Below are 23,984 nucleotides of genomic sequence, written 5' to 3'. Positions count from 1 at the left end.
CCCCCTTGCCCAGCCCGCCCGGTCACCGAGCGGTTGCCGTCCGTGGAAGAGGCGAACGCACTAGGCTGGAACACAAGTGACGCACCTGTTCACTGTGAGTGTGCGCTTGGGAGTGGCAACGATGAGCCCGGACTATCCGTTCGACGATGCGGCTACGGCCCGGGCTGTCATCGGCGAGGACGGCACGCTGGTCGAGTGGAACGAGGGCGCCCGCCGGCTGCTCGGCCACCCGGCCGCCGATGTCGTGGGCCGTCCCGCGGCACGGCTGCTGGCCGAAGACGGCGTCCCGTCCCTGCCCGCCGGCTCACGCTGGGACGGCACGGTCGGTCTGCGCCACCGCGACGGCCGTACGGTGTCGGTGTGGCTGCTGGCCCACCACCGTCCGCCGCGCGCCGGCCGCCCCGCCGACTGGCTCGTCGTCACCCCGCTCGAGGGCGGCCCGCCCGCACCGGACGACCCGCTGGCCGGCGCCACGCTGGTCCAGTCCCCGTGCGCCGTCTCGGTGTACGACGAACAGCTCCGGCTGCGCACGATGAACGCCGCGATGGCCGAGGTGATCGGGCTGCCCCTGGAGCACGCCCAGGGGCTCCGGATGTCCGAGATCGGCGGCAAGCCGGAGAGCGAGGAGCTCGAGAGCCATCTGCTCCGGGTGCTCAGCACCGGGCGGCCGCTGGACGTCGAGACCTTCATGCGGGCCGGCCGCGAGGACCGGGAGCACGCCTGGCTGGCCCGGATGGCCCCGGTCACCGACGCCGAGGGGCGGGTGCGCGGGGTGTCCCTGACCGCCCACGACTTCACCGACAACTACCGGGCCCGGGAACGGCTGCAACTGGTCAACGAGGCGAGTGCCCGCATCGGCACCACACTCGACGTCACGCGCACGGCTCAGGAGCTGGCGAACGTGTGTGTGCCGGCGCTCGCCGACTTCGTCCGCGTCGACCTGCTGGATCCGCAGGAGCACGGCGGCGAGCCCCCGGCCCGGATCACCGCGCCGGTCCCGCTGCGCCGGGCCGCGCACCGGTCGGTGCTCCGGGGCACCCCCGAGGCAGTGATCAAGCCCGGCCATGTCGAGTTCTACCCCGCCTCGTCCCCGCAGGCCGATTCGCTCACGGCCGGCCGCACGATCGTGGCCTCGGTGCCCTCCGACATCGAGCAGTGGCTGGCCGCGGACACGGCGCGCGGGGAGCGGGCGCGGGAGTTCGGCATCCACTCGGTGATGTCCGTGCCGATCCGGGCGCGCGGGCTGACCCTGGGGGTCGCCGTGCTGGCCCGGCACCGCCGCCCGGACCCCTTCACCGGGGACGACGTGCTGCTGGCCGAGGACATCACGGCCCGCGCCGCCGTCTGCGTCGACAACGCCCGCCGCTACTCCCGCGAGCGCGACACGGCCCTCGCCCTCCAGCGCAGTCTGCTGCCCCGCTCGCTGCCGCGCACGGCCGCCGTGCAGGCCGCCTCCCGCTATCTGCCGGCGGCGAGCGCCGGGGTGGGCGGTGACTGGTTCGACGTGATCCCGCTGTCCGGGATGCGGGTCGCCATGGTCGTCGGGGACGTCCTCGGCCATGGCGTCCAGGCCTCGGCCACCATGGGCCGGCTGCGCACCGCCGTGCGCACCCTCGCGGACATCGACCTGGCCCCGGACGAGCTGCTCACCCACCTCGACGACCTGGTGGTCCGGCTGTCCGAGGAGTCGGGTGGGGACAGCAGCCCCGGCGAGGTCGGCGCGACCTGCCTGTACGCCGTGTACGACCCGGTGTCACGCCGCTGCACCCTGGCCCGCGCCGGGCACCCCCAGCCCATGCTGATCCCGCCCGGCGGACCGCCCCGGCAGCTCGACATGCCGGCCGGACCCCCGCTCGGCCTCGGCGGGCTGCCGTTCGAGTCCACCGAGGTCGAGCTCCGCGAGGGCAGCGTGCTCACGCTCTACACCGACGGTCTGATCGAGGCCCTCGACCGGGACGTCGACACCGGTCAACGGCTGCTGCACCAGGCGCTGGCGTCGTACGCGGACTCCCTGGACGAGACCTGCGACCGGGTCCTGAAGGCCCTGCTCCCGCCGGGCGGCGCCCAGGACGACGTGGCCCTGCTGCTCGCGCGCACCCAGGGGCTGCCCGCCTCCCGGGTGACGACCTGGGACATCCCGGCCGACCCGGCGCTCGTCGCGCCGATCCGCAAGCAGGCCGTGGAGCAGCTCGACAGCTGGCGGCTGAGCCATGCCGCGTTCACCACGGAACTGGTGGTGAGCGAGCTCGTCACCAACGCCATCCGGTACGGCGCGCACCCCATCCGGCTGCGGCTGATCCACGACGCGGCCACCCTGATCTGCGAGGTCTCCGACACCAGCCACACGGCCCCCCACCTGCGCCGCGCCAAGACCTGGGACGAGGGCGGGCGCGGGCTGCTCCTGGTCGCCCAGCTCACCCAGCGCTGGGGCAGCCGGCACACGGCCGAGGGCAAGACGATCTGGGCGGAGATCGGCCTGTTCGAGGAGGAGGACGAGTAGCCGCCTGCCGCGATCGGGCTCAGGAGGCCGTCAGCCAGGGCCGCACCTGTTTGCGGGCCTCGTGCAGCCGCGACTTGAGCGTGCCCAGCGGAATGCCGACGCGCTCGGCGACCTCCGCGTACTCCAGCTGGCAGATGTCCCGGTAGATCAGCGGCGCGACCAGGTGCGGGTGCTCGCGCTCCAGGCGGTCCAGCGCCTCCAGCAGGTCCACCCGGGAGCCCGCGATCACGCTGGTGGTGCGCGGGTCGACGTACTGGGACGGTTCGATCGAGGCGGGCTGTTCCGCCGCTCGGCGCTTGAGCTCGCGGTACTTCTGGCGGGCGCAGTTCGCGACGACCGTGTAGAGCCAGGTGCTGAACCGGCTGCGGCCCTCGAAGGTCGAGATCTTCCGGGCTATCTGGAGCAGCACGTCCTGCGCCGCTTCCTCCGCGTCCTCACGGCAGGGCAGGAAGCGCCCGCAGCGCCGGACGACCTCGGGCCGGACCTCGGTCAGCAGCCGTTCCAGGGCCGCGGGGTCGCCCGCGGCGGCCCGCCGCGCGAGGTCTTCGGTCAGCGCCGCGTCGTCCACAGAAGGTCCCCCTCGGAGTCGATCTCAGGGCAGGCATGATAGTCGCATGCAATCCCCGGAGCGGATCGGCCGCTACCGCCTCGAACGCCCCCTGGGCAGCGGTGCCTTCGGCACCGTCTGGCTCGCCCACGACGACGTGCTCCAGGCACCTGTCGCGGTGAAGGTCCTCGCCGACAACTGGTCGCACCGCCTGGACATCCGGGACCGGTTCCTGTCCGAGGCGCGGCTGCTGCGCAAGGCCGACTCCAATCGCGTGGTGCAGGTCTACGACATCGGGGAACTGCAGGACGGCAGGCCGTACTTCGTGATGGAGTACGGCGACGCCGGCACCCTCGCCGACCGGGTCGCCGCAGGGCCGCTGCCGGTGCCCGAGGCGCTGCGGCTGACGGCCGAGGCCGCCCGGAGTGCGGCGGCCCTGCACGAGGCCGGCATCGTGCACCGGGACATCAAGCCGAGCAACGTCCTGCTGCGCAGCGCGCCGGGCGGCACCCATCGCGTCCTGCTCGCCGACCTGGGCCTTGCCAAGAGCCTGGCGCAGGCCTCGGGGCTCACCCTGGCCGCCGGCTCGGCCGGATACCAGCCGCCGGAGCAGGCACAGCCCGGCGCGGGCATCGACGCGCGTGCCGACGTCTACAGCCTGGGTGCGGTCGGCTACGAGCTGGTCACCGGCACCGTGCCGGGACCGCCGGGGCAGGTCGTCCGCCCGCAGCGGCTGCGTCCGGATCTCGGCGACGACGTGCAGCGGGCGCTGATGCGCGCCCTGGAGCCGGACCGGGAGCGGCGCTGGCCGGGTGCCGGGGCCTTCGCGGACGAGCTGGACCGACTGGCCGCGCGTGCGTCGGCGGCACCGGCACGCCGCGGGGCCGGCCGGCTCAGGCCCGCGCGTTCCGCCGGCCCCGGGTCCGAGTCCCCGGTGGTGCCGGCCGGCGGACCCGCGCGTGCGGCGTCCGCCGCCCGGTCCTCGGTCGGGCGGTCGCCGCACCCCGCGCCCGCCGGACCACGTCGGCGCAGGCTCGACGGCGTCCGCAACCGGCTCAACGTGCTCACGCTGTCCCTGGCCGCGGTGATCGCCGCGGTGATCGCGGCCGGCACGGTCACCTGGCTGCACCGGCACTCCGCGGCGGCCGAGGACATGCGGGTGGCGGACTCCACCGGACGGGTGGTGGCCGAGGTACCCGCCGACTGGGGCCGCCAGCTGCGCGACTCCGGCTGGAACCCGCAGGCACTGGGGCTGAAGTCCGGGCACGAGCCGGGGCTGGAGGTCGCCGACGACCTGTCGAAGTGGCCGGATCTCACGGCCGAGGTCAACGGGGTCTTCATCGGCCTGAGCGAGCACGGCGACGTCACCGCCCGGGTGAACGCCCTCGCCCACTCCGGCTGCCACTTCGCCGGCGCCCGCCCTTTCACCGGTACGGACTGGCACGGCCGTATCCGCGCCTGGAGCGGCTGCCCGGACGGCGGCTCCCTCACGGAGACCGCGCTGACCCCGGCGGACGGTGCCGCGCAGCCGCAGGTGTATGTGCAGGTGCGCGGGGACGGCGACGCGACCGAGGGCATACTCCGCTCGCTCCGGGTCACCTGACGGGCAAGGATCGTAGAAGAACCACGCGGGTCGCGAACCTTTTCGGTGGCCCGTGCATCGCAGAGTCATGACGGCGCACACGGCGCCGCAGGCACGCGTCCGCCGTGTGCCTCGAAGATCCAGGAGTGTTGAGAGACATGGTGCACACACCCTCCTTGCAGCGCGGGACCCTGCTCGTGAGCGCTGTCGCCGTACTGGGCCTCCTGACCGCTTGCGGCAGTCCCGCGGCCCAGACGACGCCCCCGCGCACGGCCTCCGGCACGGCCGGGCCCGCGACCGAGGACACGGCGGGCTCCGCCGCACCGTCGTCCGGCAGCGCTTCCGCCGCGACCGGTGGGGCGGCGTCCTCCGCCAAGGCGACCGGTGGCACGAGCGGCGCCACGACCACCACCGGCACGACCGCGCGCTGCCACACCTCCGAGCTGAGTGCCTCGGTGGGCCGCAACAACCCGGGCGCCGGACAGGAGAACTTCCCGATCGTCCTCACCAACAAGTCGGCTCGCACCTGCACCGTGCGCGGCTACCCCGGCGCCGCGTTCGTGAGCGCCTCGGGCGCCCAGCTCGGCCCGGACCCCAAGCGCTCCTCCGGTTCGCCCGCCACGGTCACCCTGAAGCCCGGGCAGAGCGCCTGGGCCGGGCTTTCCTTCTCCAACCCGGAGATCAGCGGGGCGAAGACGGCGACCCCGGCCGCGCTGGTCGTCACCCCGCCGGACGAACGGGACCCGCTCAAAGTGACGTGGACGGCCGGCGAGGTGCCCGTCTCCGGGAATGCCTCCGCCGTCTTCCTGACGGTCTTCAGCGCCGGTACCGGCGCCTGACCCACCCCGACCCGGACCCCGCTGCCTCTCCCCCGGCAGCGGGGTTCGTCATTGCTGCGCCACAAGTGTCACAGGACGGCAACAGGCCCCGGCCGCACCGATCTTTCCGCCGTGACCGCCCATCGAAACCCGTCGACCGCACAGCGAGGAGGCTCCGCCCGGAGCCGCGACGAGGAATCGGGGACGAACATGAGCGGCATCTCACGCAGGGGTCTGCTGACCGCGGGGGCGACGGCGGGCGCCCTGGGCGCCCTGACGGCCTGTTCGGGCGGGGGCTGGTCGCTGAGTGGTGACTCGGGCCCCGGACCCGGCACGGGCACACAGCAGCAGGCCCGGCCCGTGAAGACGATCGGCGACGGCTCCACCGCCGACACCGGCGCCCAGCCCAAGCAGCCGAAGGCCACCCGGCTGAAGCCCGGGAAGCAGCCGCCCCAGTTCGTGGTGTTCTCCTGGGACGGAGCGGGCGAGCTCAGCAACCAGCTCTTCTCCCGGTTCCGCAGGATCGCCGCCGACCACGGCGCCTCGATGACCTTCTTCCTCAGCGGCATCTACACGCTGCCCGAGTCCAAGAAGCACCTCTACCGTCCGCCGCAGCACCCGGTCGGCGCCTCCGCGATCGGCTACCTCGCCGACCGGCACATCCACGCCACCATCCAGCAGGTGCGCGCCGCCTGGCTCGAGGGCCACGAGATCGGCACCCACTTCAACGGGCACTTCTGCGGCGCGGACGGCGTGCGCAAGTGGTCGTCGGCCGAATGGCGCAGCGAGATCGACCAGGCCGTCTCCTTCGTCACCCGGTGGAAGACCAACACCGGCTTCACCGACCTCGAACCGCTGCCCTTCGACTACCGCAAGGAGCTGATCGGCGGCCGCACCCCGTGTCTGGAGGGCCAGGCCGCACTGCTGCCCACGGCGGCCGCGCTCGGCTGGAAGTACGACGCCAGTTCCCCCGGCGGGCTGCAGATCTGGCCGGGCAAGGTGCAGGGCGGCCGGATCTGGGACTTCCCGCTGCAGTCCATACCGTTCTCCGGCCACTCCTTCCAGGTGCTGTCGATGGACTACAACATGATGTTCAACCAGTCCGCCGGCAATCCGCTGGGCGACCGCTCCCAGTACGACGCCTGGCGCGCCCAGGCCCGCGACACCTACCTCGCCGGCTTCCAGCGCGCCTACACCACCAACCGGGCGCCCTTCTTCATCGGCAACCACTTCGAGCGCTGGAACGGCGGCATCTACATGGACGCCGTCGAGGAGGCCATCGGCCGCATGGCCGAGCACGACGACGTACGCTTCGTCTCCTTCAAGCAGCTCGTGGCATGGCTGGAGGCCCAGGACCCGGCGGTGCTGCGCAAGCTGCGCACGCTCAACCCCGGGCAGTCCCCCACGGGCGGCTGGGCGGAGTTCCTGGGCGCGGCGGGCACACCGTCCGCGTAACCCGCCCCAGGGAGTCTGTTTTCATGGGCGGGCACCATGTGATCCGCTCCCGGAGGTCCGAGCCCTGAACACCGCGCTCGCCGAGGCCCTGTCCGTCGTCCTGCTCGTCGCCGTACTGGCCTGGGCCGTGGTACGGCCCTTCGGGTGGCCGGAGGCGGTGATGTCCGTTCCCGCCGCCGGGATCGCGATCGCCACCGGCGCGATCACCCTGGACCACGCGCGGCAGGAGGCGGAGCGGCTCGGGCCGGTCATCGGGTTCCTCGCAGCGGTGCTGGTGCTCGCTCACTTCTGCGACGTGGAGGGGCTCTTCAGGGCCTGCGGGGCGTGGATGGCGCGGGGGGCGGGGGGCCGGCCGGTGCGGCTGATGACCGCGGTGTTCGTGCTGGCCTCGGCGATCACCGCGGTGCTGAGTCTGGACGCCACGGTCGTGCTGCTGACACCGGTCGTGTTCGCGACCGCCGCGCGGACGGGCGTACGGCCCAAGCCGCATGTGTACGCCTGCACCCATCTGTCGAACACGGCGTCGCTGCTGCTTCCGGTGTCCAACCTGACCAACCTGCTGGCGTTCGCCGCGAGCGGGCTGAGCTTCACCCGGTTCGCGGCGCTGATGGCCCTGCCGTGGCTGGTCGCGATCGGCGCGGAGTACGTCGTCTTCCGCCGGTTCTTCGCCCGCGACCTGTCGGCTGCGGCGCCCTCGTCGGGGGACGGCGAGAGGCCCGAGCTGCCGTTGTTCGCGCTGGTGACCGTGGCCTGCACGCTGGCGGGGTTCGTGCTGGCCTCGGCGCTCGGCGTGGACCCGGCGTGGGCCGCGACGGCGGGGGCGCTCGTGCTCGCCGGGCGCGCCCTGGTGCGGGGCAAGGCCGGTCCGCTGACGGTGGTGCGGGCCGCGGCACCCGCCTTCCTCGCGTTCGTCCTCGCGCTCGGCATCGTGGTCCGGGCGGTGGTCGACAACGGGCTCGCCGACGCCCTCGGGCACGTCCTGCCCGGCGGCACCGGTCTGCCGGCGCTGCTCGGTGTCGCCGCGCTGGCGGCGGTCCTGGCCAATCTCATCAACAACCTGCCTGCGGTGCTGGTCCTGCTGCCGCTGATCGCGCCGGCCGGGCCCGGGGCCGTCCTCGCCGTGCTGATCGGGGTGAACATCGGCCCCAACCTCACCTACGCCGGGTCGCTGGCGACCCTGCTGTGGCGGCGGATCGTGCACCGGCACGAACACGGGGTGGACCTCAAGGAGTTCACGCGGCTGGGTCTGCTCGCCGTGCCGTCCGCCCTCGTCCCGGCCGTGGTGGCACTGTGGGGGTCGCTCCAGGTTCTGTGAGGCCGAGGGAGGCCGGTCGTATGCGGGTGATCGTCTGGCTCGTCGAGGGCACCTGGCCCGCCTGCGTGGACGCCGTGCGCACCCATGCTCCGGCGGCGGAGGACGTGGTGCTCCTGCACGTCAGTGAGCCGGGTGTGCCGGGGCTCGGGCACGGGGCCTTCGCCGGGCTGCTCGGCCGCGGTCACCCCGAGCGCGACCCCGGTGACCGGATGGACGACTTCGGCGGCGTGTCGGCGGCCGGGCTCCTCGACGCCGCCGCCGAACGCCTGGGACGGCCGTGCTCCCGACAGGAACGGGCCGGACGCGCCGAGCGCGAGGTGGTCGCCGCGGCCGAGGGCGCCGATCTGCTCGTCCTGGCCCGTGACGGCGACCGCTCCCGACTCGGCCCGCACAGCCTGGGTCCCGCCGCACGCTTCGTCGTCGACCACGCCCCCAGCCCGGTCCTCCTGGTCTGGCCGGAACCCGCACCGGGCCTCGCCACCCTGCCACCCGCCCCACCGCACCACCGCTGAGCGGCCGCGACGCCCGGTGCCCGGGCCGAGGCTGAACCCGCACCGAGCCTCGCACCCGCTCCCCCGGCACCACCGCTGAGTCGGCGCGACCTCTCAGCGGCGGCGTCCGGTGCCCGGGCCGTAGCCGCCGTCGTGTCGGCCGGCGTCCTGACCGCCCCAGGAGCAGTAGTACGGGTAGGTGGGGCAGACGTCCACGGAACCGGAGGCGGACGGCGTCGGTTGCGGGGTCGGCGCGGTCGCCGACGGGGTAGGTGAGGGTGTCGCCGACTTGGGGGTGGCGGCGGGTGCCGACGGCGGGCTGTCGGCACCCCAGTTGACCACCTCCATCTGGAGGTCGGGCTTGGAGGCGTCGATCACCCAGCGTTGGTCCGCGGTGTTCGCGCGGGTCTTGACGACGAGGGCGCCCCCGCCGTCGGTGGCGGCCGGGGCGAGGGCCAGGTCCTGGTCCCAGCGGGGCACCAGGGCGCCCTGGAGGGTGAAGTCGTACCGGATGTCCTTGGCGTTCGGCCGGGAGGTGCCGTCGCACGAAGCCAGCCGGACCGAGTAGCCGAGGTGGGAGTCCAGGCACAGGTCGGGGGCGGCGGCGTTGCGCAGCAGTCCGTCGGTCTCGTACGTCCACCGCTGGCTCGCGGCCGAGGAGCACTTGGCGAGCTCGGTCTCCGCGCCCTCGACGGTCTTCTTGCCCACGACGGCGACGCACAGGCCGGAGCCGACGTTGTGCAGCCGGCCGCTCAGGGTGCCCTGGGAGGTCTCGCTCGCGCCCGCCCAGGAGGGACCCGGTGTCGACGGGCCGGAGCCGGGCGTCTTGGAGGGCTTGCCACCCGGGGCCGGCGCAGGGCCGTCGCCGGAGGACAGGACGGACCACAGGACCAGCGGAAGGACCACGAGCCCGCTCACGGTCACCACGGCCGCGGCGAGATTCCGCCGACGGGCGCGCCGGGCCGCCCGGTACGCGGAGCGGTGGGAGCGGGCACCGTCCGCGGGGGCGGAAGGGCGGGCCGCGGCACGGGGGCCGGAGGCCGAGCGTCGGGCACCGGTACGCGGGGCGGAAGCGGGGCGTCCGGGGGCCGCAGCAGCGGATGATTCGTGGCCGGTGGGGACGTACGTGTCGCCGTCGGCGGTGCCGGGCGCCGTCGCGGCGAAGGCCTCGCCCGCGGCCGAGGTGAACGGTTCGCCCCCCGCCGGAGCCGCGGCCGGCGGCCGCGGGGGCTCCGGTTCGGCGGGCTCCCCGGTCAGCCCCGCTCTGGATTCCACGTAGGCCTGTGCGCCCCAGCCGAGCACGGCCTCGGCCAGGGTGAGGCCGAGGAATCCGTTGAACCTGTCCAGTTGGTCGGCGGTGTTGCGGCAGTGCGTGCAGCGGTTGAGGTGCTGCTGAAGGTCCGGGTCGACGGTCATTGCGCCGCGCCGGAAGGTCACGTCCAGCATGCGGATGTAGCGCAGGCACTCGTCCTCGGTGGCGAGTTCACGGTGGACCTGCAAGGACTCCTCGCGCAGCCGCGCGCGGGCCCGGCGGAGTTCGGCACGGGCCCCCTCCTCGTCCAGTCCGAGCAGGGCCGCCGGCACCGCGAGCGGTTCGGCCTCGACCTCGGTGTGCCACAGCACGGCGCGGGAGGACTGGGGCAGCCGCTGGAACGCACGGGACAGCAGGCGCCGGTTCGCGGGCGGCAGCAGCCGGGCCGCCGCGCGGTCCCCGGGGCCGGTGCCGGTGAGGAGGGCGGGGTGCAGCAGTTCCTGACGGCCGTCGCTGTCCCACTCCGCAGCGATGCGGCGCACGGTGACCAGCAGATGGGGCCGCCAGGCGGAGGTCGGGCCCGCCTGCCGGAGCGACTCGCCGAAGAGCCTTGTGAACGCGGCGGTGGTGAGCATCCCCGCCGCGCGCGGTCCGTCGGTGCACAGCCGGGCGTAGGCGAAGGCCGCTTCCCAATGGCGGTCGAGGAGTTCGCCCACGGGATGGAGCGCGGGCGTCGTCCCCGTCCACTTCTTCAGCTCGGCACTCAGTTGCTCGTCCGTGACGTCGAACGGCCTGACCGGGCCCGGGGAATTCGACGAGCCTGCGTCATTCACGGCTGCATTCCTCCCAGACGCAAGACGGCATTTAGTCCATACCAATAGGCATACGGCCGGGCCGACTTGGCCCGAACGGGGTTCGGCATCTCGAACGTTCGCCTTCGGCAGCTCTTTTGAAGCGTGGGGGGCGTACGGGAGCGGCCTCGCGCGCACAGCGGCAAAAGTAATTGTCTGCGCGCCGACAGCGCACACTTTTGCACAGGTCAGCCTGTATGAACAAGAGATCCAGACGTTTTGGCATTGCTCGGCGATCCGGGGGAATTGACGAATCGTCAATAGGTCCCGCGGGTGAGATCTTGCCGTGGCGAATCGCCCGGTAATTGCGGTATCGATCCTCGGTGAAGAGATACGCGAACCGGAAGGGCGACAGCGCGGCACTCCCGGCGAGCGAGCGGACCGTGTGCGCGGCGCCGGGGTCGGCCGCGATCAAGTCCTCGGCGCGGCGCACCCGAGGATCGGTGCCGCGCTGCCATGGGCGACGGCCACCACGGCAGGGACGGCGTGCATCCCGTCGCCCACGGTGCAGCGGCACAGCCAGGCGGTCCAGGAGGGCCTGGCCTGGCAGTGCGTCCACCAGAACCGCCGGCGCCGCGAGCCGGGGGGGACCGCATGGCGGTGCCGGACGCCGGGGGCGAGCACCACCAGGTCCCCGGCCGCGGGGTGCGCCTCCGCCGTGCCCTGGCACATCAGGCCGCGCCCGCCTGTCGTCCAGGTGGGGCGGCGGGGAGGGATCTCCCGGGGCGGCAGCCTCGGGCAGTCCCTCAGTGGTCACGGGCATCCTCCGGGCGCGGGCGTCGGCCTGGCTTGGCGGACCGAGGACGGGACCGAGCACACCGGACCGAAGGGTGGACACATGACAGCCACGGACATCGGCGCCGCCGGCGCCCCATCCTGCCGCAGGCGGTGCGGCAGGAGTTCGAGGAGGCGGGCGTCGCGGTCGTACGCGGGCTGTTCGGGTACGACGAGATCGACCGGCTGTGCGCCGATTTCGCGGCGCTGCACGCGTCCGGTCCCGTGCCCGGGCGCTTCGAGCCCCGGCCCCCGCGGGGCGACGGCCCGGCCGGTCCGCTGCACACACATCCGCGGGTGATGCAGCCGCACGAGTTCAGCCCGCTCGCCCGCGCCTTCCTTCTGCACGTGCGGCTGCGGACCGTCTTCGAGGCCCTTCTGGGCGAGGAGGCGCTGGCCGCGGAGAGCATGTTCTGACACCTGTGTCGCCGCCTGGGTCGCCTGCGAGGTGATCGACCGGGACGACGGCGGGCTCGAAGTCGTCCCCGGCACGCACCGGATGGAGCTGCTCCGCCCCGAGGAGGCGGACGAGGAGCTGTCGTTCGCCCGGGAGTACGTACCGCCGCCGCCCGGTCCGACGGCCGTACCGGTCGACATGGCACCGGGTGACATCGGTCACCACGCGGGTCGCTCCACGCGGGGTATCGGCGGCTACTACCGCACGCTGTCCATGTCCGGCGGCCGCGTCCCGCTCCGCGAGAGCGAAGGCGCCGCCCCGTGCGCCGCCCCGTGCGGCACCTAGTTCGCACCGCACGGACCTCGCTGACGGGCCGTCAGTGGCCGCTGATGGCATGCGGGGTGTAGGGCCGCTCCAGCTCCTCGATCTCCTTTTCGCTCAGTTCGAGTTCCACGGCGGCCACCGCGTCCTCGATGTGCTGCGGCCTGGCGGCACCGACGATCGGCGCGACCACCGTGCCCTGGTGCAGCAGCCAGGCGAGGGCGACCTGGGCGCGCGGGACGCCCCGGTCGCCGGCGATACGGGTGACGGCCTCCACGATCGCGTGGTCGCCCTCCAGGTAGAGGCGGCTGCCGAAGTTGTCGTTCGCGCTGCGTTCGGTGACGGTGCCCCAGTCGCGGGTGAGGCGGCCGCGGGCGAGCGGGCTCCAGGGCAGCACGCCCACACCCTGGTCCGCGCAGAGCGGCAGCATCTCCCGCTCCTCCTCGCGGTAGAGCAGGTTGTAGTGGTTCTGCATGGACACGAACTTGGTCCAGCCGTGCCGCTCGGCGGTGTACTGGGCCTTGGAGAACTCCCACGCGTACATCGAACTGGCCCCGATGTAGCGGACCTTGCCCGCCTTGACCAGGTCGTGCAGCGCCTCCATCGTCTCCTCGACCGGCGTGGCGTGGTCATAGCGGTGGATCTGGTAGAGGTCGACGTAGTCGGTGCCGAGACGGCGCAGGCTGTGGTCGATCTCCGACATGACCGCCTTGCGGGACAGCCCGCCCCCGTTCGGTCCCGGGCGCATCCGTCCGTGCACCTTGGTGGCGAGCACGACCTCGTCGCGGGACGCGAAGTCGCGCAGCGCCTTGCCCACGATCTCCTCGCTGGTGCCGTCCGAGTAGACGTTGGCCGTGTCGAAGAAGTTGATGCCCGCCTCCAGCGCCTGCCGGATCAGCGGGCGTGACGCCTCCTCGTCGAGGGTCCACTCGTGGACTCCGCGGTCCGGCAGGCCGTAGGTCATGCAGCCCAGACAGATCCGCGACACGTCCAGGCCCGTCGAACCGAGCTTCACGTACTGCATCGTTGCTGCTCCTGCCTTCGGGTCGGTTGTCAACTGGGAGCGTACGACGTCGGACCACCCCCGCTTGACGACGATCGTGTGCGGACGGTTGGATCCTGAAACACGTGCCGCCGCGCTGAGCGCAGGCACGCAGAGGTGCGCCCAGCCGGTAACGGACACGTTCTCAGCCCGGCCCGAGTCACCAGGACCGCCGCGCCGGTCCGAGGCGGGGCCGTACCCGCGATCGATGGAGCGGAGTACATGCCCGCCAAGGGTGTTCCCCGCGTCGGAGGTCCCGGGACGACCGTCGGCGCCGTTGTGCTTGCCGTCCTGATGGCCGTGGGGCTGGCCGGATGCGGATCGAGCGGGTCGTCGAAGCCGGACCCGGCGCATCCGTCGCGGACCGCGTCCGCGCAGGTGCGGCTCCCGCCGCGGCACGCCGGTTTCGACTACCAGATCGGCGGTGCCTATCCCCCGCCGAAGGGCGTGCGCATCGTCAGCCGGGACCGCTCCTCGTCCCCCGCGCCCGGCCTCTACAACATCTGCTACGTCAACGCCTTCCAGGCCCAGCCGGAGGAGCACGCCGCCTGGCCCGCCGACCTGCTGCTGCGCGATGCCGACGGCAAGGTGGTCATCGACGAGGACTGGGACGAGCCGCTGCTCGACATCCGCACCCCGGCCAGGCGCGAGCGCGTCGCCAAGAGAGTCGACCGGTGGATCGACCAGTGCGCCACCAAGGGTTTCGACGCCGTCGAGCCGGACAACTACGACAGCTACACACGCTCCCAGGACCTGCTGACCGCCGACGACGCGACCGCGTTCATCGCCCTGCTCTCCCGGCACGCGCACGCCCGGCACCTGGCCGTCGGCCAGAAGAACACACCGGAGCTGGCGGGCGTCAGGAAGAAGGCCGGGCTGGACTTCGCGGTGGCCGAGGAGTGCGGTGAGTACGACGAGTGCGGCACCTATGCCAGGGCGTTCGACGACCGGGTGGTCGTCATCGAGTACTCGGACAAGGGGCTGCGCAAGGCCGTCGCGGGCTTCGGCGACAGGCTGAGCATCGTGCGCCGGGACCGGATGGTGTCGACGCCCGGCAGTGCCGAATACGTGCGCAAGGTGCGCCCGTGACCTCGCGCCCACCCTGCCGCGCCCCTCACCGGTCGCGCTCCAGCAGCTCCAGCGCGTCCTCCCACGGGAACTCCGGCCGCCTGCCGGACTCGTCGGGCTCACCGGAGTAGGGCTGGCCGATCCGGACACCCATCCCGCGCAGCCGTATCAGGCTGTCCTGGTAGGCGGGATGGGCGGCCAGCGCGTCCGCCACGCACGGCAGGGCGGCGATCGGGACGCCGAGACCGCAGGCCTCGCAGAGCGTGCCCAGGGCGAGGGTGTCGGCGATCCCGGCCGCCCACTTGTTGACCGTGTTGAAGGTGGCCGGCGCGACCACCACGGCGTCCGGTGCCGGGAAGGGGCGCGGATCGGCCGGGGTCCGCCAGGCGGAGCGGACGGGACGGCCGGTCTGCGCCTCGACGGCGGCGATGTCGAAGAACCCGCCCGCCGCGACCGGCGTCGCTATGACGCCGACCTCCCAGTCCCGCTCCTGCGCGGCGCTGATCAGCTTGCTGACGCCCGCGGCGATCCCGGCGGCGCAGACGACGAGGTAGAGGAAGGGCCGGTCGGTCTGTTCGGTCATCCGGGCACCCTACTCGGGCGCACGGTACGGCTCCCGCCCGCGCTCGGGTGCGTGGATGCCGCCGGAGCGCGGCGGCCGGTGTCAGCCGGTGGCGGCCTCGGTCACCTTGATGGCGCCGACCGGGCAGGCGCGGGCCGCGTCCCGCACCATCGGATCGCCGGCGCCGTCCTCCTTGCCGGGGATGAGCATGCTGTAGCCGTCGTCGTCCTGGCTGAAGACGTTCGGGGCGGCCAGGGCGCACTGGCCCGCGCCGATACAGACGTCCCTGTCGATGTCGATGCGCATGGCAAGAGCCTCTTACCAGGTCACGGGGAGTTCCAGCATCCCCTGGATCGTGTCGCCGGGTTTGAAGGGAATCTCCTCCGGCCGGGCGGCAAGACGCAGTCCCGGCAGCCGCGCGAAGAGCGTGCCGAGGGCGATCTCCAGCTCGGCGCGGGCCAGGTTCTGGCCGAGGCACTGGTGGATACCGAAGCCGAAGCCGACGTGATGGCGGGCCGGGCGGTGCCAGTCCAGGGTGTCGGGCTCGGTGTACACGGAGTCGTCGCGGTTGATGACGGAGGTCGCGAAGACCACACCCTCGCCCTTCCGGATCGTCGCCCCCTCCAGCTCGATGTCCTCCAGGGCGATCCGGAGCAGCCCGTCCGCGATGGACAGCATCCGCATCAGCTCCTCGACCGCGGCGGGCAGGAGCCCGGGGTCGGCGCGGAGCTCGGCCAGCCGCTCGGGGTTCTGCAGGAGCGTGTAGGTGCCGAGGGAGATCATGTTGGCGGTCGTCTCATGGCCCGCGACCAGCAGGATGATCGCCAGTGCGACGAGTTCCTCGCGGTCCACGTCGCCGTCGCGCAAGTGCTGGTGGACGAGTTCGTCGAGAATGCCGTCGCCGGGCTCCGGGTCCTGCCGCTTGCGCTCGATCAACGCGAGCAGATACGTCTCCAGCCGCGCCCGCGCGTCCAGGGTGTCGGCGGCCTCCGGTCCGCGCAGCAGGCGGCGCGACTGTCCCTCGAAGAACTCGTGGTCGGCGTACGGGACGCCGAGCAGCGAGCAGATCACCATGGACGGCACGGGCAGCGCGAAGGCGCTGACGAGCTCGGCGCCCGGGCCGTGCGCCATCATCGCGTCGATCAGCTCGTCGGCGATCCGCTGGATGTCGGGCCGCAGTCCGGCAGCGCGTTTCAGGGTGAAGGAGGGGATCATCATCCGCCGCTGGGTGCGGTGCTGGGGGTCGTCGACGCCCAGCAGCGCGACCCGGACGGCGCGGGAAGCGGCGAAGCGGGCCGTGGGCATGGGAAAGCCCGGGCGGGTGCGGTCGGTGGACAGCCGGGGGTCGGACAGCAGCGCCCGGGCGGCCGAAAGGCCGGTGACCATCCAGGCCGGACGGCCGTCGTAGAGGGTGACCCGGGCCAGGGGGCGCCGGTCGCGCAGCGAGTCGTAGCCGGTGGGCGGGTGGTAGGGGCAGGTGCGGTCCTGGGGGAAGGCGACGGGTGCGGCCGGACCGGCCGGCTCCGTGAGTTCCGTCAGTTCCGTCATGGAACACCTCGCAGACGAAGAGTGCGTCGTGCCGATCTTCATTAGATGCCCCGGGCATCTATGGAACGACGGCAAGTTCGGCCAGATCGGTGATCAGCGCGATCTGGCCGAGCATGCGGTGCCCGGCCGTCGATTCCGCGCCGAAATTCGCTTGCCACGGCCGGTTCACCGACCGCAGGATCTGCCCATGACCACCACAGACGCCTTTCTGCCGCCGACCTCCGCCGTCCCCGCGGTGCCGGTCCAGCAGCAGCCCTGCCGTCCGCGGAGGCCCGATTCCACACGCCCGTGACGGCCGCGCTGGTCGCGGGCCTGCTCGCCGGGTACGGCATCGCCGTACCGGTCGGAGCGGTAGCGACATATCTAGTGTCCCTCACGGCTCGTACGTCACTGCGGACCGGCGCCTGCGCCGCGCTGGGCGTGGCCAGCGCCGACGGCCTGTACGCGCTGGCGGCCACAGTCGGGGGCACGGCCCTCGCGGCGGCGCTGCGGCCGGTGCTCGGACCGCTGCGCTGGGCCTCCGCCCTGGTGCTGGCCGCGCTGGCCGCGCGGGGCGCGGTCATCGCGCTGCGGCACTACCGCGAGCACCGGCTCAGCTCCCGGCCCGACCGGCCGGTACCCGGCCCGGCACGCGCGTATCTCGGCCTTCTCGGCATCACCCTGCTGAACCCCACCACCGTGATCTACTTCGCCGCGCTGGTCCTCGGTACCCGTACCGCACACGCCGTGCCACCCCTGGAACAGGGGGTGTTCGTGCTGGCCGCCTTCGCGGCCTCCGCGAGCTGGCAGCTCCTGCTCGCCGGCAGCGGCGCACTGCTCGGCCGGGCCCTGACCGGCCTGCGCGGACGGCTGGTGACGGCGTTGCTGTCGAGTGGCGTGATCTTGGCGCTCGCGATACGGATGGCGGTATCACCGGTGTGACGGACGGGACCGCGGTGCGGATGATTCGTGTCTCCCCCGGTGTTGAAGCAGGCTGCCAGTAGGACGCGGTACCGAAGAGGGGACGAACCTCATGCCTCTTGAGGGCGAGTACGAGCCCAGCCCGGCCCAGTGGGTCCGGGAGCAGGTCGAGTTGTACGAGAGCTCCGGTGGCACCAAAGGGACGACGCTGCTGGACACGGGGCTGCCCGTGATCCTGCTGACGACCCTGGGTGCCCGGAGTGGCAAGATCCGCAAGACGCCGCTGATGCGGGTGGAGCACGACGGCCGGTATGCGGTGGTCGCCTCGCAGGGCGGCGCGCCGAAGCATCCGGTCTGGTACTTCAACGTCAAGGCCGATCCCCGTGTGGAACTGCAGGACGGGCCGGCCAAGCAGGACATGACGGCGCGTGAGCTGACCGGCGAGGAGAAGGCCGTGTGGTGGGACCGGGCCGTGGCCGCGTATCCGCCGTACGCGGAGTACCAGGAGAAGACCTCCCGCGCGATCCCGGTCTTCCTCCTCGAACCGGCCGACGCCGGCTGATCCCGGAACTGCGGACGGCGGCCGCCTCCGGCCCCGGCCCCCGTCCTCGGGGCCCGGAGCCGCCGTCTTTCCGGCCGCGGGCCGCCGACTTTCAGAAAAATCTGTTCCGGGCAAGCATGAACCGGCTCCGCCCTGGGCACCCGTGCGTCAGGCCCCGCCGCGTTCCCCCGTCGCGGCGGGGCTTCCGTATGCCTCGCCCGCCGGACGGTCGGTCACGTCGAGAAAGATCCGGTCGGCCTCGGGGACCTCACGGCCGATGGAGCGCTTGATCCGTACGGCCGCCTCCTCGACCTGCTCGCTGTCCACGCCGGGCACCAGGTCGACCCGGGCCGCCACCAGGGCGGAGTCGAGCCCCGTCTTCATGGTGAACAGGGCCTCCACGCTGTCGATCTCCGGCTGTTCCTCCAGCAGCCCTCGGATCCGGGCGCTCAGCTCAGGGTCGACGGCCTCCCCGATGAGCTGGTCGCGCGCGTCCCGTCCCAGGCGGTAGGCGACGTAGACGAGCAGCAGTCCGATGCCGAGCGAGGCCGAGGCCTCCCAGACGACCTGCCCGGTGACCATGTGGAGTGCCATGCCGGCCGTCGCGAGCAGTACGCCGAGCACCGCGGTGGCGTCCTCGGCCACGACGGTGCGCAGGGCCGGGTCGCGCAGCCTGGCGAGGCCACCGCCCTGCCGGTGGACCTGGTGCAGCGCCCGCAGCAGCGAGGCCCCCTCGGCGACCAGCGCGACGCCGAGCACCACGAGGCCCGCCACATAGCCGCTGAACTTCTCCTCCGTGCCGTTGCGGAGGGCCTCGAAGCCCTGGAAGAAGGAGAAGCAGCCACCCATGACGAAGATCCCGACTGCCGCGAGGAGCGACCAGAAGAACCGCTCCTTGCCGTAGCCGAAGGGGTGCCGCTCGTCGGCCGGACGTCTGCTGCGGCGCAGCGCCGCCAGCAGGAAGACCTCGTTCATGCTGTCCGCGACCGAGTGCGCGGCCTCCGACAGCAGCGCGGGCGACGCGGCGAGGAAGCCACCGACGGCCTTGGCCACGGCGATGACGAGATTGGCCGCGAGCGCGATCAGCACGGTGACGCGGGTCCTGGAATCGGCCTGATGGTGACCGCTCCCGTCCGGCGCGCCCGCACGACCCGGTGCCTGGTTCCGTTCCGAAGGTGTCCCGCTCACCTTCGCCGACTGCCCCGGCCGGCGTCGCTCACACCGTGCCAGAGCCGGAAATCGGGGAACGCGGTCATCACGGCATCTGTCACGAGGAGGAAGCATGAGCGGTGAGGGCAACCCCGCCTACGGGCACCGGCCCTTCACCCGGTCCAAGAGTCACTTCACGGACCGGATCACGGCGGACGGCGAGGACGGCTGGCCGGTGGCCGCCGGGCGTTACCGGCTGGTGGTCAGCCGCGCCTGTCCGTGGGCGAGCCGGGCCGTGATCTCGCGGCGGCTGCTCGGCCTGGAGGACGCGCTGTCGATGGCGATCGCCGACCCGATCCAGGACGACCGCAGCTGGCGCTTCACCCTCGACCCGGACGGCCGCGACCCCGTCCTCGGCATCCGCTTCCTCAGCGAGGCCTACGACCGGCGGGAATCCGGCCACCCGGGCGGGGTGAGCGTGCCCGCGATCGTGGACGTGCCCAGCGGGAGACTGGTCACCAACGACTACCAGCAGATCACCCTCGACCTCGCCACCGAGTGGACGGCACTGCACCGGCCGGGGGCGCCCGATCTCTACCCGGCGGCGCTGCGCGAGCGGATCGACGAGGTGATGGCGGAGGTCTACCAGGACGTCAACAACGGTGTGTACCGGGCGGGGTTCGCGACCACCCAGGAGGAGTACGCGGTCGCGTGCGCCGCGGTGTTCCGGCGGCTGGAGCTGCTCACCGACCGGCTGGCCCGGCAGCGCTATCTCGTCGGCGACACGGTCACGGAGGCGGACATCCGGCTGTTCACCACGCTGGTCCGGTTCGACGCCGTCTACCACGGCCACTTCAAGTGCAACCGCTGGAAGCTGACGGAGAATCCGGTGCTGTGGGCGTACGCCCGCGACCTCTACCAGACGCCCGGATTCGGTGACACCGTCGACTTCGACCACATCAAACGCCACTACTACCAGGTCCACAACGGCATCAACCCGACCCGGATCGTGCCCCTCGGACCGGATCTCTCCGGCTGGCTCGCCCCGCATCACCGCGAGCGGCTCGGCGGCCGGCCGTTCGGCGACGGAACACCGCCCGGACCGGTGCCTCCCGCCGAGGAGGTGCCCCTTCCGGGGCGGCCCTGATCACCGCCCGAGCGCAGACCCTGACGACGATGACGATGACGATGACGACGACGAAGACGAAGAAGGAGACACCGGTGGCCGGCAAGAAGAGAAAGCTCCCCCTCGCCTACAAGCCCGTCGGCTTCGTGCTCAGCTGGGCCGGCGGGGCGCTGGCCGGGCTCGCCTTCCGCAAGACCTGGATGGCGATACGGCACGAGGAGGACGCGCCCGACGCGCTGGACCGGGACCGCGGCTGGGGCGAGATCCTGCTGGCCGCGGCGGTCCAGGGCGCCATCTTCGCCGTGGTGCGCAGCGCCGTGGACCGCACCGGCGCCAAGGCCATCGAGCGCTCGACGGGGGTGTGGCCGACCGCCGACAAGGGCGGCCGGGACTGAACCCCCGCCGCCTCAGCCCCGCTTGGGTGCCCTGGTGGGCACGAGGCGCAGTGTGAAGGGGTGGCCGGCCGGGTCGGAGCAGCCACGTTCCTCGTGGGGCCCCAACGCGTCCTTGGTGTCCAGCGGCCGGCCACCGAGCCCGACGACCCGGCGCTCGGCCGCGTCCAGGTCGTCGACCACGAAGTGCAGATGGGCCTGGAGCGAGTTCTCGGGGCGCGGCCAGCTCGGCGGGGTCGCGTTGACGTCGCGGCGGAACGCCAGGCGGACCCCGTCGGCGCCCCGGATCTCCACGAGGTTGGCCGACACGGCCGTCTCCTCGCCCTCCAGCAACTCCTTGTAGAACTCGGCGAGTTTCTCGGGCTCGGCGCAGTCGAGCACCACCACGGCCGCGGTCACCAAAGGCATTGCTTCCTCCCTGGGAATGTCCTCCCCTGCGGATATCCCCGGCCGCCCGGTTCAGTCGCCCACCAGCCACTTCCCGTCACGCATCAGCTCACGCCCGTCCAGCTCATTGGCCTCGCGCCAGGCCTGCACCCGCGTCGGGCGGATCCTGAAGTACCAGTAGCGGGTGGTGAGCCGGCGCGGATCGAAGCCGGTCTTCGCGGCGAACCGGTCGGCCTCCTCCCCGGGCAGTTCGTCGGGGCTCAGCGGCTCGGCGTCGCCCTCGATCATGACCACGTCCCGGGTCGGTCCGACTCCGAGCCGCGCGGTGCCGGTCGCCGTCAGGTTGCGGCCGGTGGGACTGGCGGCCGGGGTGGCGATGAGCAAGGTGGTGCCGTCCCACACGAAGGACAGCGGGACGAGATACGGCGTTCCCCCGTCGACGGACGCGGTGGCGACCCAGAGGTCCTCGTCGTGCTCCAGCCGGTGGAGCGTGTCCTGCATGCGCTGTTCGGCGGTGCGTGCGGGCGGCGGGGTCATCGTCGTACGGCCTCCTCGTGGACGGATCTCATGGGGCTGACGATCGAACACGGACCAGTGTGACCGTCACCCGTCCGCTGCCGCCCTGATTTCGGACAGCCGGGTTGCCGCCGCGGTCAGCAGCAGGTCCAGGGCGGCCGGGTAGGCGCTGCCCCGCATCGAGGCCACGAGGTGGCGGGCGGTGGCGGCGATGTGCGGGTGGGTGTCGGCCGGCAGCCGGGCATACGTCGCCCGCCAGATCTCCGCCTCGGCCTCCCGGGCGGGCCTCGGCAGGGACACATTGGCGGAGTCCAGGGCGCCGAAGGCCAGGGCCTGGTCGACGAAGGCGTGGTAGATCCGTACCGCCTCGGCGTCGGGGAAGCCGGCGTCGCGCAGCACGCCGAGGGCGGTCTCCACGGCCTGGATCTCGTGTACGCGGCCGGTCACCCGGTAGGAGCTGAGCACCGCGGCCCGCGGGTGCGCGAGTGCTCCCGCGTGCATGCGCAGGCCCAGGTCGCGCAGGTCGGCGCGCCAGTCGCCGGTGGGCCGCCAGATGCTCATCGTGCGGCCGATGAGCTCGTCGGCGATGGCGAGCATCAGATCGTCGGTGTGCCGGAAGTAGCGGTACAGGCTGCTGGGGTCGGCGCCCAGGGCCCGCCCGAGGCGGCGGACGGAGAGGGCGTCGGCTCCGTGCTCCTCGATCAGGCGGAGGGCCGTCTCGACGATCAGCTTCTCGGACAGGACCACGCCCTGTTTGGTGGGGCGTCTGCGTCGGCGGGCGGCGGGCGGAACGACGCGTTCGCTCATGGAAGCCCTCCCTGGGGTGTGCGGACACCTTATGACAACGGCGTTGACCTGTGAAGTACAGGACAGTTTCATGTGCGGTCACCGGGGCCGACCAGGCCCCCCGGTGCGAGCGGAGAGCTGGCCATGACCGAAACGCCCTACGGCGCCGACCCGCCCCAGCGGCAGGAGCTGCGCAAGTCCCTCGGAGTCCTCGACGGTGTCGCCGTCGCCGCGTCCAGCACGGCCGCGACCACCAGCATCGGCATCGGCCTCGGGGTCACGGCCGCGGTGGTCGGGCTGCATCTGCCGGCCATCATGCTGCTGGCGTTCCTGCCGATCCTCGGCATCGCGGGCGCCTTCTCCCGGCTGAACAAGGTGGAGCCCAACGCCGGCAACGGGTACGTGTGGGTGGGACGTTCGCTCAACCCGTGGCTCGGTTTCATGGTGGGCTGGGTGAACCTCTCGGCGTCGATCGCGTTCCTCGCGTACACCACGGCGGTCACCGGGTCGGCGATCCTGCAGTTGGCCGGCGAGGCCGGGCTGCACCGGCTGGCCGGGCTCGCGCTGGACCCGGGGTCGACCGCGCAGTCGACAGCGGTGGGCATCGGGATCCTGATCGCCGTCACGCTGACCGCCGTGACCGGCATCCGCACCGCGGCGCGGCTGCAGACCGGCCTGCTGGTCTTCGAGTACGTCGTGCTGCTCGGGTTCTGCGGCTACGGCATCGTCGCCGGTCCGCACGACTTCAGCCTCTCCTGGTTCGACCCCTTCGCCATCCCCTCGGCGTCGGCGCTCGCGCAGGGGATGCTGCTGTCGGTGTTCTGCTACTGGGGCTTCGAGGTCGCGTTCAGCGTCAACGAGGAGGTCCGCGACCCACGGGACGCCTCCCGCGCCGGCACGATCACCCTGGTGACGATGCTGGCGCTGTTCCTGCTCGGCTCGGTCGCCTTCCAGCGGGTGCTGTCCGAGCAGGAGCTGGCCGGACACGGCGCCGAGGGCCTGGCGTACTTCGGCGACCGGCTGGCCGCGCAGCCGCTGGCCGCGCTGCCGCTGGTGGCCCTGATGTTCTCGGCCGTGGCCTCGCTGCAGGCCGGGGTGATTCCCACGGCGCGCGGCATGTTCGCGATGAGCCGGGACCGTACCGTCGGCCCGGTGTGGTCCAGGATCAGCTCCCGGTACGGGACACCGGCGGCCGGCACGCTGCTGATCGGGGCGATCGCCACCGCGGTGGCCGCGCTCGCCCTGGTGATCCCGCGGCTCGCCGACATGATCCTGGCGACCGTGAACGCCGTCGGCATCGTCGTCGCTCTCTCCTACGCGCTCACCGCGCTCGCCGCCGCCGTACGCTTCCGCTCCCTGCTGCGCACCGACCTCTGGCAGGGCGTGCGGGCGGTGGTGCTGCCCGGCCTGAGCGCCGCCGCGCTCCTGGGCCTCGGCGGCTACCTGGGCTGGTCCTTCTACACCTCCGCCGACCACCTCCAACTCCGCGCGGACAACGGCTGGTTCCTGCTGCTCATGCCACTGGCGATGATCGCGTCCGGATTCCTCGCCGCCGCGTATGCCAAGTGGGTGCGCCGCTCCCCGTACTTCCGCACCGGCGAGGGCACGGACGCCGACGCGCCGCAGCTGCTCGCTACCCCCAACTGACCTCCAAGGAAAGAGAA

At 72.6% G+C, this 23,984-nt stretch carries 23 protein-coding genes and 1 pseudogene; 13 read left to right on the top strand and 11 right to left on the bottom strand.

Annotation, left to right across the window (positions count from 1 at the left end; all coding sequences use genetic code 11):
• Positions 1 to 121: 121 nt before the first annotated feature.
• Positions 122 to 2,500, top strand: a complete 2,379-nt coding sequence (locus tag Q8A52_RS11965) for a SpoIIE family protein phosphatase (RefSeq protein WP_316750892.1) — start codon at positions 122 to 124, stop codon at positions 2,498 to 2,500.
• Positions 2,501 to 2,519: 19 nt separating this feature from the next.
• Here the strand turns inward: Q8A52_RS11965 and Q8A52_RS11960 are convergent, their stop codons facing one another.
• Positions 2,520 to 3,068 (bottom strand): RNA polymerase sigma factor, encoded by a 549-nt coding sequence (locus Q8A52_RS11960; protein WP_316750890.1) that lies wholly within the window; start codon positions 3,066 to 3,068, stop codon positions 2,520 to 2,522.
• Positions 3,069 to 3,114: 46 nt separating this feature from the next.
• Here Q8A52_RS11960 and Q8A52_RS11955 point away from each other — a divergent pair, with 46 nt between their 5' ends.
• The 5 genes from Q8A52_RS11955 to Q8A52_RS11935 all read left to right on the top strand — a co-directional run bounded on the left by Q8A52_RS11955 (position 3,115) and on the right by Q8A52_RS11935 (position 8,729).
• On the top strand, positions 3,115 to 4,650 hold the full coding sequence (locus Q8A52_RS11955) for a serine/threonine-protein kinase (protein ID WP_316750888.1): 1,536 nt from the start codon (positions 3,115 to 3,117) through the stop codon (positions 4,648 to 4,650).
• Positions 4,651 to 4,787: 137 nt separating this feature from the next.
• The gene (locus Q8A52_RS11950) at positions 4,788 to 5,468 is read left to right on the top strand and encodes a DUF4232 domain-containing protein (RefSeq protein WP_316750886.1); all 681 of its coding nucleotides are present in this window, start codon (positions 4,788 to 4,790) and stop codon (positions 5,466 to 5,468) included.
• Between the two features lie 189 nt (positions 5,469 to 5,657).
• Positions 5,658 to 6,902: a polysaccharide deacetylase family protein gene (locus Q8A52_RS11945; protein ID WP_316750884.1), complete on the top strand. Its 1,245-nt coding sequence runs from the start codon at positions 5,658 to 5,660 to the stop codon at positions 6,900 to 6,902.
• Positions 6,903 to 6,966: 64 nt separating this feature from the next.
• Entirely contained in the window at positions 6,967 to 8,217 is a 1,251-nt protein-coding gene (locus Q8A52_RS11940) for an arsenic transporter (protein WP_316751041.1), read from the top strand.
• 20 nt (positions 8,218 to 8,237) lie between these two features.
• Positions 8,238 to 8,729: a universal stress protein gene (locus Q8A52_RS11935; protein WP_316750883.1), complete on the top strand. Its 492-nt coding sequence runs from the start codon at positions 8,238 to 8,240 to the stop codon at positions 8,727 to 8,729.
• Positions 8,730 to 8,822: 93 nt separating this feature from the next.
• On the opposite strand, the gene Q8A52_RS11930 is transcribed toward Q8A52_RS11935, so the two are convergent.
• Together Q8A52_RS11930 and Q8A52_RS11925 are read right to left on the bottom strand one after the other, a co-directional pair.
• Positions 8,823 to 10,793 carry an RICIN domain-containing protein gene (locus tag Q8A52_RS11930; protein ID WP_316750881.1) on the bottom strand — a complete coding sequence of 657 codons (1,971 nt, stop codon included), beginning with the start codon at positions 10,791 to 10,793 and terminating at the stop codon, positions 8,823 to 8,825.
• Between the two features lie 429 nt (positions 10,794 to 11,222).
• Entirely contained in the window at positions 11,223 to 11,483 is a 261-nt protein-coding gene (locus Q8A52_RS11925; RefSeq protein ID WP_316750879.1) for a hypothetical protein, read from the bottom strand.
• A 166-nt stretch (positions 11,484 to 11,649) separates the two neighbouring features.
• Here Q8A52_RS11925 and Q8A52_RS11920 point away from each other — a divergent pair.
• Positions 11,650 to 12,327: pseudogene (locus Q8A52_RS11920) on the top strand (phytanoyl-CoA dioxygenase family protein).
• 31 nt (positions 12,328 to 12,358) lie between these two features.
• On the opposite strand, the gene Q8A52_RS11915 reads toward Q8A52_RS11920, so the two are convergent.
• Positions 12,359 to 13,327 (bottom strand): aldo/keto reductase, encoded by a 969-nt coding sequence (locus tag Q8A52_RS11915; RefSeq protein ID WP_316750877.1) that lies wholly within the window; start codon positions 13,325 to 13,327, stop codon positions 12,359 to 12,361.
• 240 nt (positions 13,328 to 13,567) lie between these two features.
• On the opposite strand from Q8A52_RS11915, the gene Q8A52_RS11910 reads away from it, so the two are divergent.
• Complete coding sequence (locus Q8A52_RS11910; protein WP_316750875.1) at positions 13,568 to 14,434, top strand: endo alpha-1,4 polygalactosaminidase; 867 nt, start codon at positions 13,568 to 13,570, stop codon at positions 14,432 to 14,434.
• 25 nt (positions 14,435 to 14,459) lie between these two features.
• On the opposite strand, the gene Q8A52_RS11905 is transcribed toward Q8A52_RS11910, so the two are convergent.
• The 3 genes from Q8A52_RS11905 to Q8A52_RS11895 all read right to left on the bottom strand — a co-directional run bounded on the left by Q8A52_RS11905 (position 14,460) and on the right by Q8A52_RS11895 (position 16,523).
• The gene (locus tag Q8A52_RS11905) at positions 14,460 to 14,996 is read right to left on the bottom strand and encodes a flavoprotein (RefSeq protein WP_316750873.1); all 537 of its coding nucleotides are present in this window, start codon (positions 14,994 to 14,996) and stop codon (positions 14,460 to 14,462) included.
• 81 nt (positions 14,997 to 15,077) lie between these two features.
• Positions 15,078 to 15,281: a ferredoxin gene (locus Q8A52_RS11900; RefSeq protein ID WP_316750871.1), complete on the bottom strand. Its 204-nt coding sequence runs from the start codon at positions 15,279 to 15,281 to the stop codon at positions 15,078 to 15,080.
• A gap of 12 nt (positions 15,282 to 15,293) precedes the next feature.
• The gene (locus tag Q8A52_RS11895; protein WP_316750869.1) at positions 15,294 to 16,523 is read right to left on the bottom strand and encodes a cytochrome P450; all 1,230 of its coding nucleotides are present in this window, start codon (positions 16,521 to 16,523) and stop codon (positions 15,294 to 15,296) included.
• A 288-nt stretch (positions 16,524 to 16,811) separates the two neighbouring features.
• Here Q8A52_RS11895 and Q8A52_RS11890 point away from each other — a divergent pair, with 288 nt between their 5' ends.
• On the top strand, positions 16,812 to 17,444 hold the full coding sequence (locus Q8A52_RS11890; RefSeq protein ID WP_316750867.1) for a LysE family transporter: 633 nt from the start codon (positions 16,812 to 16,814) through the stop codon (positions 17,442 to 17,444).
• A 91-nt stretch (positions 17,445 to 17,535) separates the two neighbouring features.
• Positions 17,536 to 17,985 (top strand): nitroreductase family deazaflavin-dependent oxidoreductase, encoded by a 450-nt coding sequence (locus tag Q8A52_RS11885; RefSeq protein WP_316750865.1) that lies wholly within the window; start codon positions 17,536 to 17,538, stop codon positions 17,983 to 17,985.
• Positions 17,986 to 18,132: 147 nt separating this feature from the next.
• On the opposite strand, the gene Q8A52_RS11880 is transcribed toward Q8A52_RS11885, so the two are convergent.
• A complete protein-coding gene (locus Q8A52_RS11880) occupies positions 18,133 to 19,194 on the bottom strand; it encodes a cation diffusion facilitator family transporter (RefSeq protein ID WP_408649193.1) in 1,062 nt (353 codons plus the stop codon).
• Between the two features lie 52 nt (positions 19,195 to 19,246).
• Here Q8A52_RS11880 and Q8A52_RS11875 point away from each other — a divergent pair, with 52 nt between their 5' ends.
• Together Q8A52_RS11875 and Q8A52_RS11870 are read left to right on the top strand one after the other, a co-directional pair.
• Positions 19,247 to 20,260 (top strand): glutathione S-transferase family protein, encoded by a 1,014-nt coding sequence (locus Q8A52_RS11875; RefSeq protein ID WP_316750862.1) that lies wholly within the window; start codon positions 19,247 to 19,249, stop codon positions 20,258 to 20,260.
• 35 nt (positions 20,261 to 20,295) lie between these two features.
• Positions 20,296 to 20,634 carry a DUF4235 domain-containing protein gene (locus Q8A52_RS11870; RefSeq protein WP_316751039.1) on the top strand — a complete coding sequence of 113 codons (339 nt, stop codon included), beginning with the start codon at positions 20,296 to 20,298 and terminating at the stop codon, positions 20,632 to 20,634.
• A gap of 12 nt (positions 20,635 to 20,646) precedes the next feature.
• Here Q8A52_RS11870 and Q8A52_RS11865 read toward each other — a convergent pair whose 3' ends face one another.
• From Q8A52_RS11865 to Q8A52_RS11855, 3 genes are all read right to left on the bottom strand, one after another.
• Complete coding sequence (locus tag Q8A52_RS11865; RefSeq protein WP_316750860.1) at positions 20,647 to 21,039, bottom strand: VOC family protein; 393 nt, start codon at positions 21,037 to 21,039, stop codon at positions 20,647 to 20,649.
• Positions 21,040 to 21,090: 51 nt separating this feature from the next.
• Complete coding sequence (locus Q8A52_RS11860) at positions 21,091 to 21,555, bottom strand: pyridoxamine 5'-phosphate oxidase family protein (RefSeq protein ID WP_316750858.1); 465 nt, start codon at positions 21,553 to 21,555, stop codon at positions 21,091 to 21,093.
• 66 nt (positions 21,556 to 21,621) lie between these two features.
• Positions 21,622 to 22,341 (bottom strand): TetR/AcrR family transcriptional regulator, encoded by a 720-nt coding sequence (locus Q8A52_RS11855; protein WP_316750856.1) that lies wholly within the window; start codon positions 22,339 to 22,341, stop codon positions 21,622 to 21,624.
• A gap of 123 nt (positions 22,342 to 22,464) precedes the next feature.
• Between Q8A52_RS11855 and Q8A52_RS11850 the strand changes: the two genes are divergently transcribed.
• On the top strand, positions 22,465 to 23,967 hold the full coding sequence (locus Q8A52_RS11850) for an APC family permease (RefSeq protein ID WP_316750854.1): 1,503 nt from the start codon (positions 22,465 to 22,467) through the stop codon (positions 23,965 to 23,967).
• Positions 23,968 to 23,984: the final 17 nt, after the last annotated feature.

The organism is Streptomyces herbicida, from assembly GCF_032656585.1.
Taxonomy (GTDB): Bacteria; Actinomycetota; Actinomycetes; order Streptomycetales; family Streptomycetaceae; genus Streptomyces; species Streptomyces herbicida.
The sequence above is the reverse complement of the archived record's forward strand: the minus strand, read 5'-3'. Positions and strand labels throughout refer to the sequence as shown.

Bases quoted from the DNA above. Each gene is read 5' to 3' on its own strand.
- Q8A52_RS11965 (WP_316750892.1), top strand. From the start codon at position 122: ATGAGCCCGGACTATCCGTTCGACGATGCGGCTACGGCCCGGGCTGTC.
- Q8A52_RS11955 (WP_316750888.1), top strand. From the start codon at position 3,115: ATGCAATCCCCGGAGCGGATCGGCCGCTACCGCCTCGAACGCCCCCTG.
- Q8A52_RS11950 (WP_316750886.1), top strand. From the start codon at position 4,788: ATGGTGCACACACCCTCCTTGCAGCGCGGGACCCTGCTCGTGAGCGCT.
- Q8A52_RS11945 (WP_316750884.1), top strand. From the start codon at position 5,658: ATGAGCGGCATCTCACGCAGGGGTCTGCTGACCGCGGGGGCGACGGCG.
- Q8A52_RS11935 (WP_316750883.1), top strand. From the start codon at position 8,238: ATGCGGGTGATCGTCTGGCTCGTCGAGGGCACCTGGCCCGCCTGCGTG.
- Q8A52_RS11925 (WP_316750879.1), bottom strand. From the start codon at position 11,483: ATGTGCCAGGGCACGGCGGAGGCGCACCCCGCGGCCGGGGACCTGGTG.
- Q8A52_RS11915 (WP_316750877.1), bottom strand. From the start codon at position 13,327: ATGCAGTACGTGAAGCTCGGTTCGACGGGCCTGGACGTGTCGCGGATC.
- Q8A52_RS11910 (WP_316750875.1), top strand. From the start codon at position 13,568: ATGCCCGCCAAGGGTGTTCCCCGCGTCGGAGGTCCCGGGACGACCGTC.
- Q8A52_RS11905 (WP_316750873.1), bottom strand. From the start codon at position 14,996: ATGACCGAACAGACCGACCGGCCCTTCCTCTACCTCGTCGTCTGCGCC.
- Q8A52_RS11900 (WP_316750871.1), bottom strand. From the start codon at position 15,281: ATGCGCATCGACATCGACAGGGACGTCTGTATCGGCGCGGGCCAGTGC.
- Q8A52_RS11895 (WP_316750869.1), bottom strand. From the start codon at position 16,523: ATGACGGAACTGACGGAACTCACGGAGCCGGCCGGTCCGGCCGCACCC.
- Q8A52_RS11885 (WP_316750865.1), top strand. From the start codon at position 17,536: ATGCCTCTTGAGGGCGAGTACGAGCCCAGCCCGGCCCAGTGGGTCCGG.
- Q8A52_RS11875 (WP_316750862.1), top strand. From the start codon at position 19,247: ATGAGCGGTGAGGGCAACCCCGCCTACGGGCACCGGCCCTTCACCCGG.
- Q8A52_RS11870 (WP_316751039.1), top strand. From the start codon at position 20,296: ATGACGATGACGACGACGAAGACGAAGAAGGAGACACCGGTGGCCGGC.
- Q8A52_RS11865 (WP_316750860.1), bottom strand. From the start codon at position 21,039: ATGCCTTTGGTGACCGCGGCCGTGGTGGTGCTCGACTGCGCCGAGCCC.
- Q8A52_RS11860 (WP_316750858.1), bottom strand. From the start codon at position 21,555: ATGACCCCGCCGCCCGCACGCACCGCCGAACAGCGCATGCAGGACACG.
- Q8A52_RS11855 (WP_316750856.1), bottom strand. From the start codon at position 22,341: ATGAGCGAACGCGTCGTTCCGCCCGCCGCCCGCCGACGCAGACGCCCC.
- Q8A52_RS11850 (WP_316750854.1), top strand. From the start codon at position 22,465: ATGACCGAAACGCCCTACGGCGCCGACCCGCCCCAGCGGCAGGAGCTG.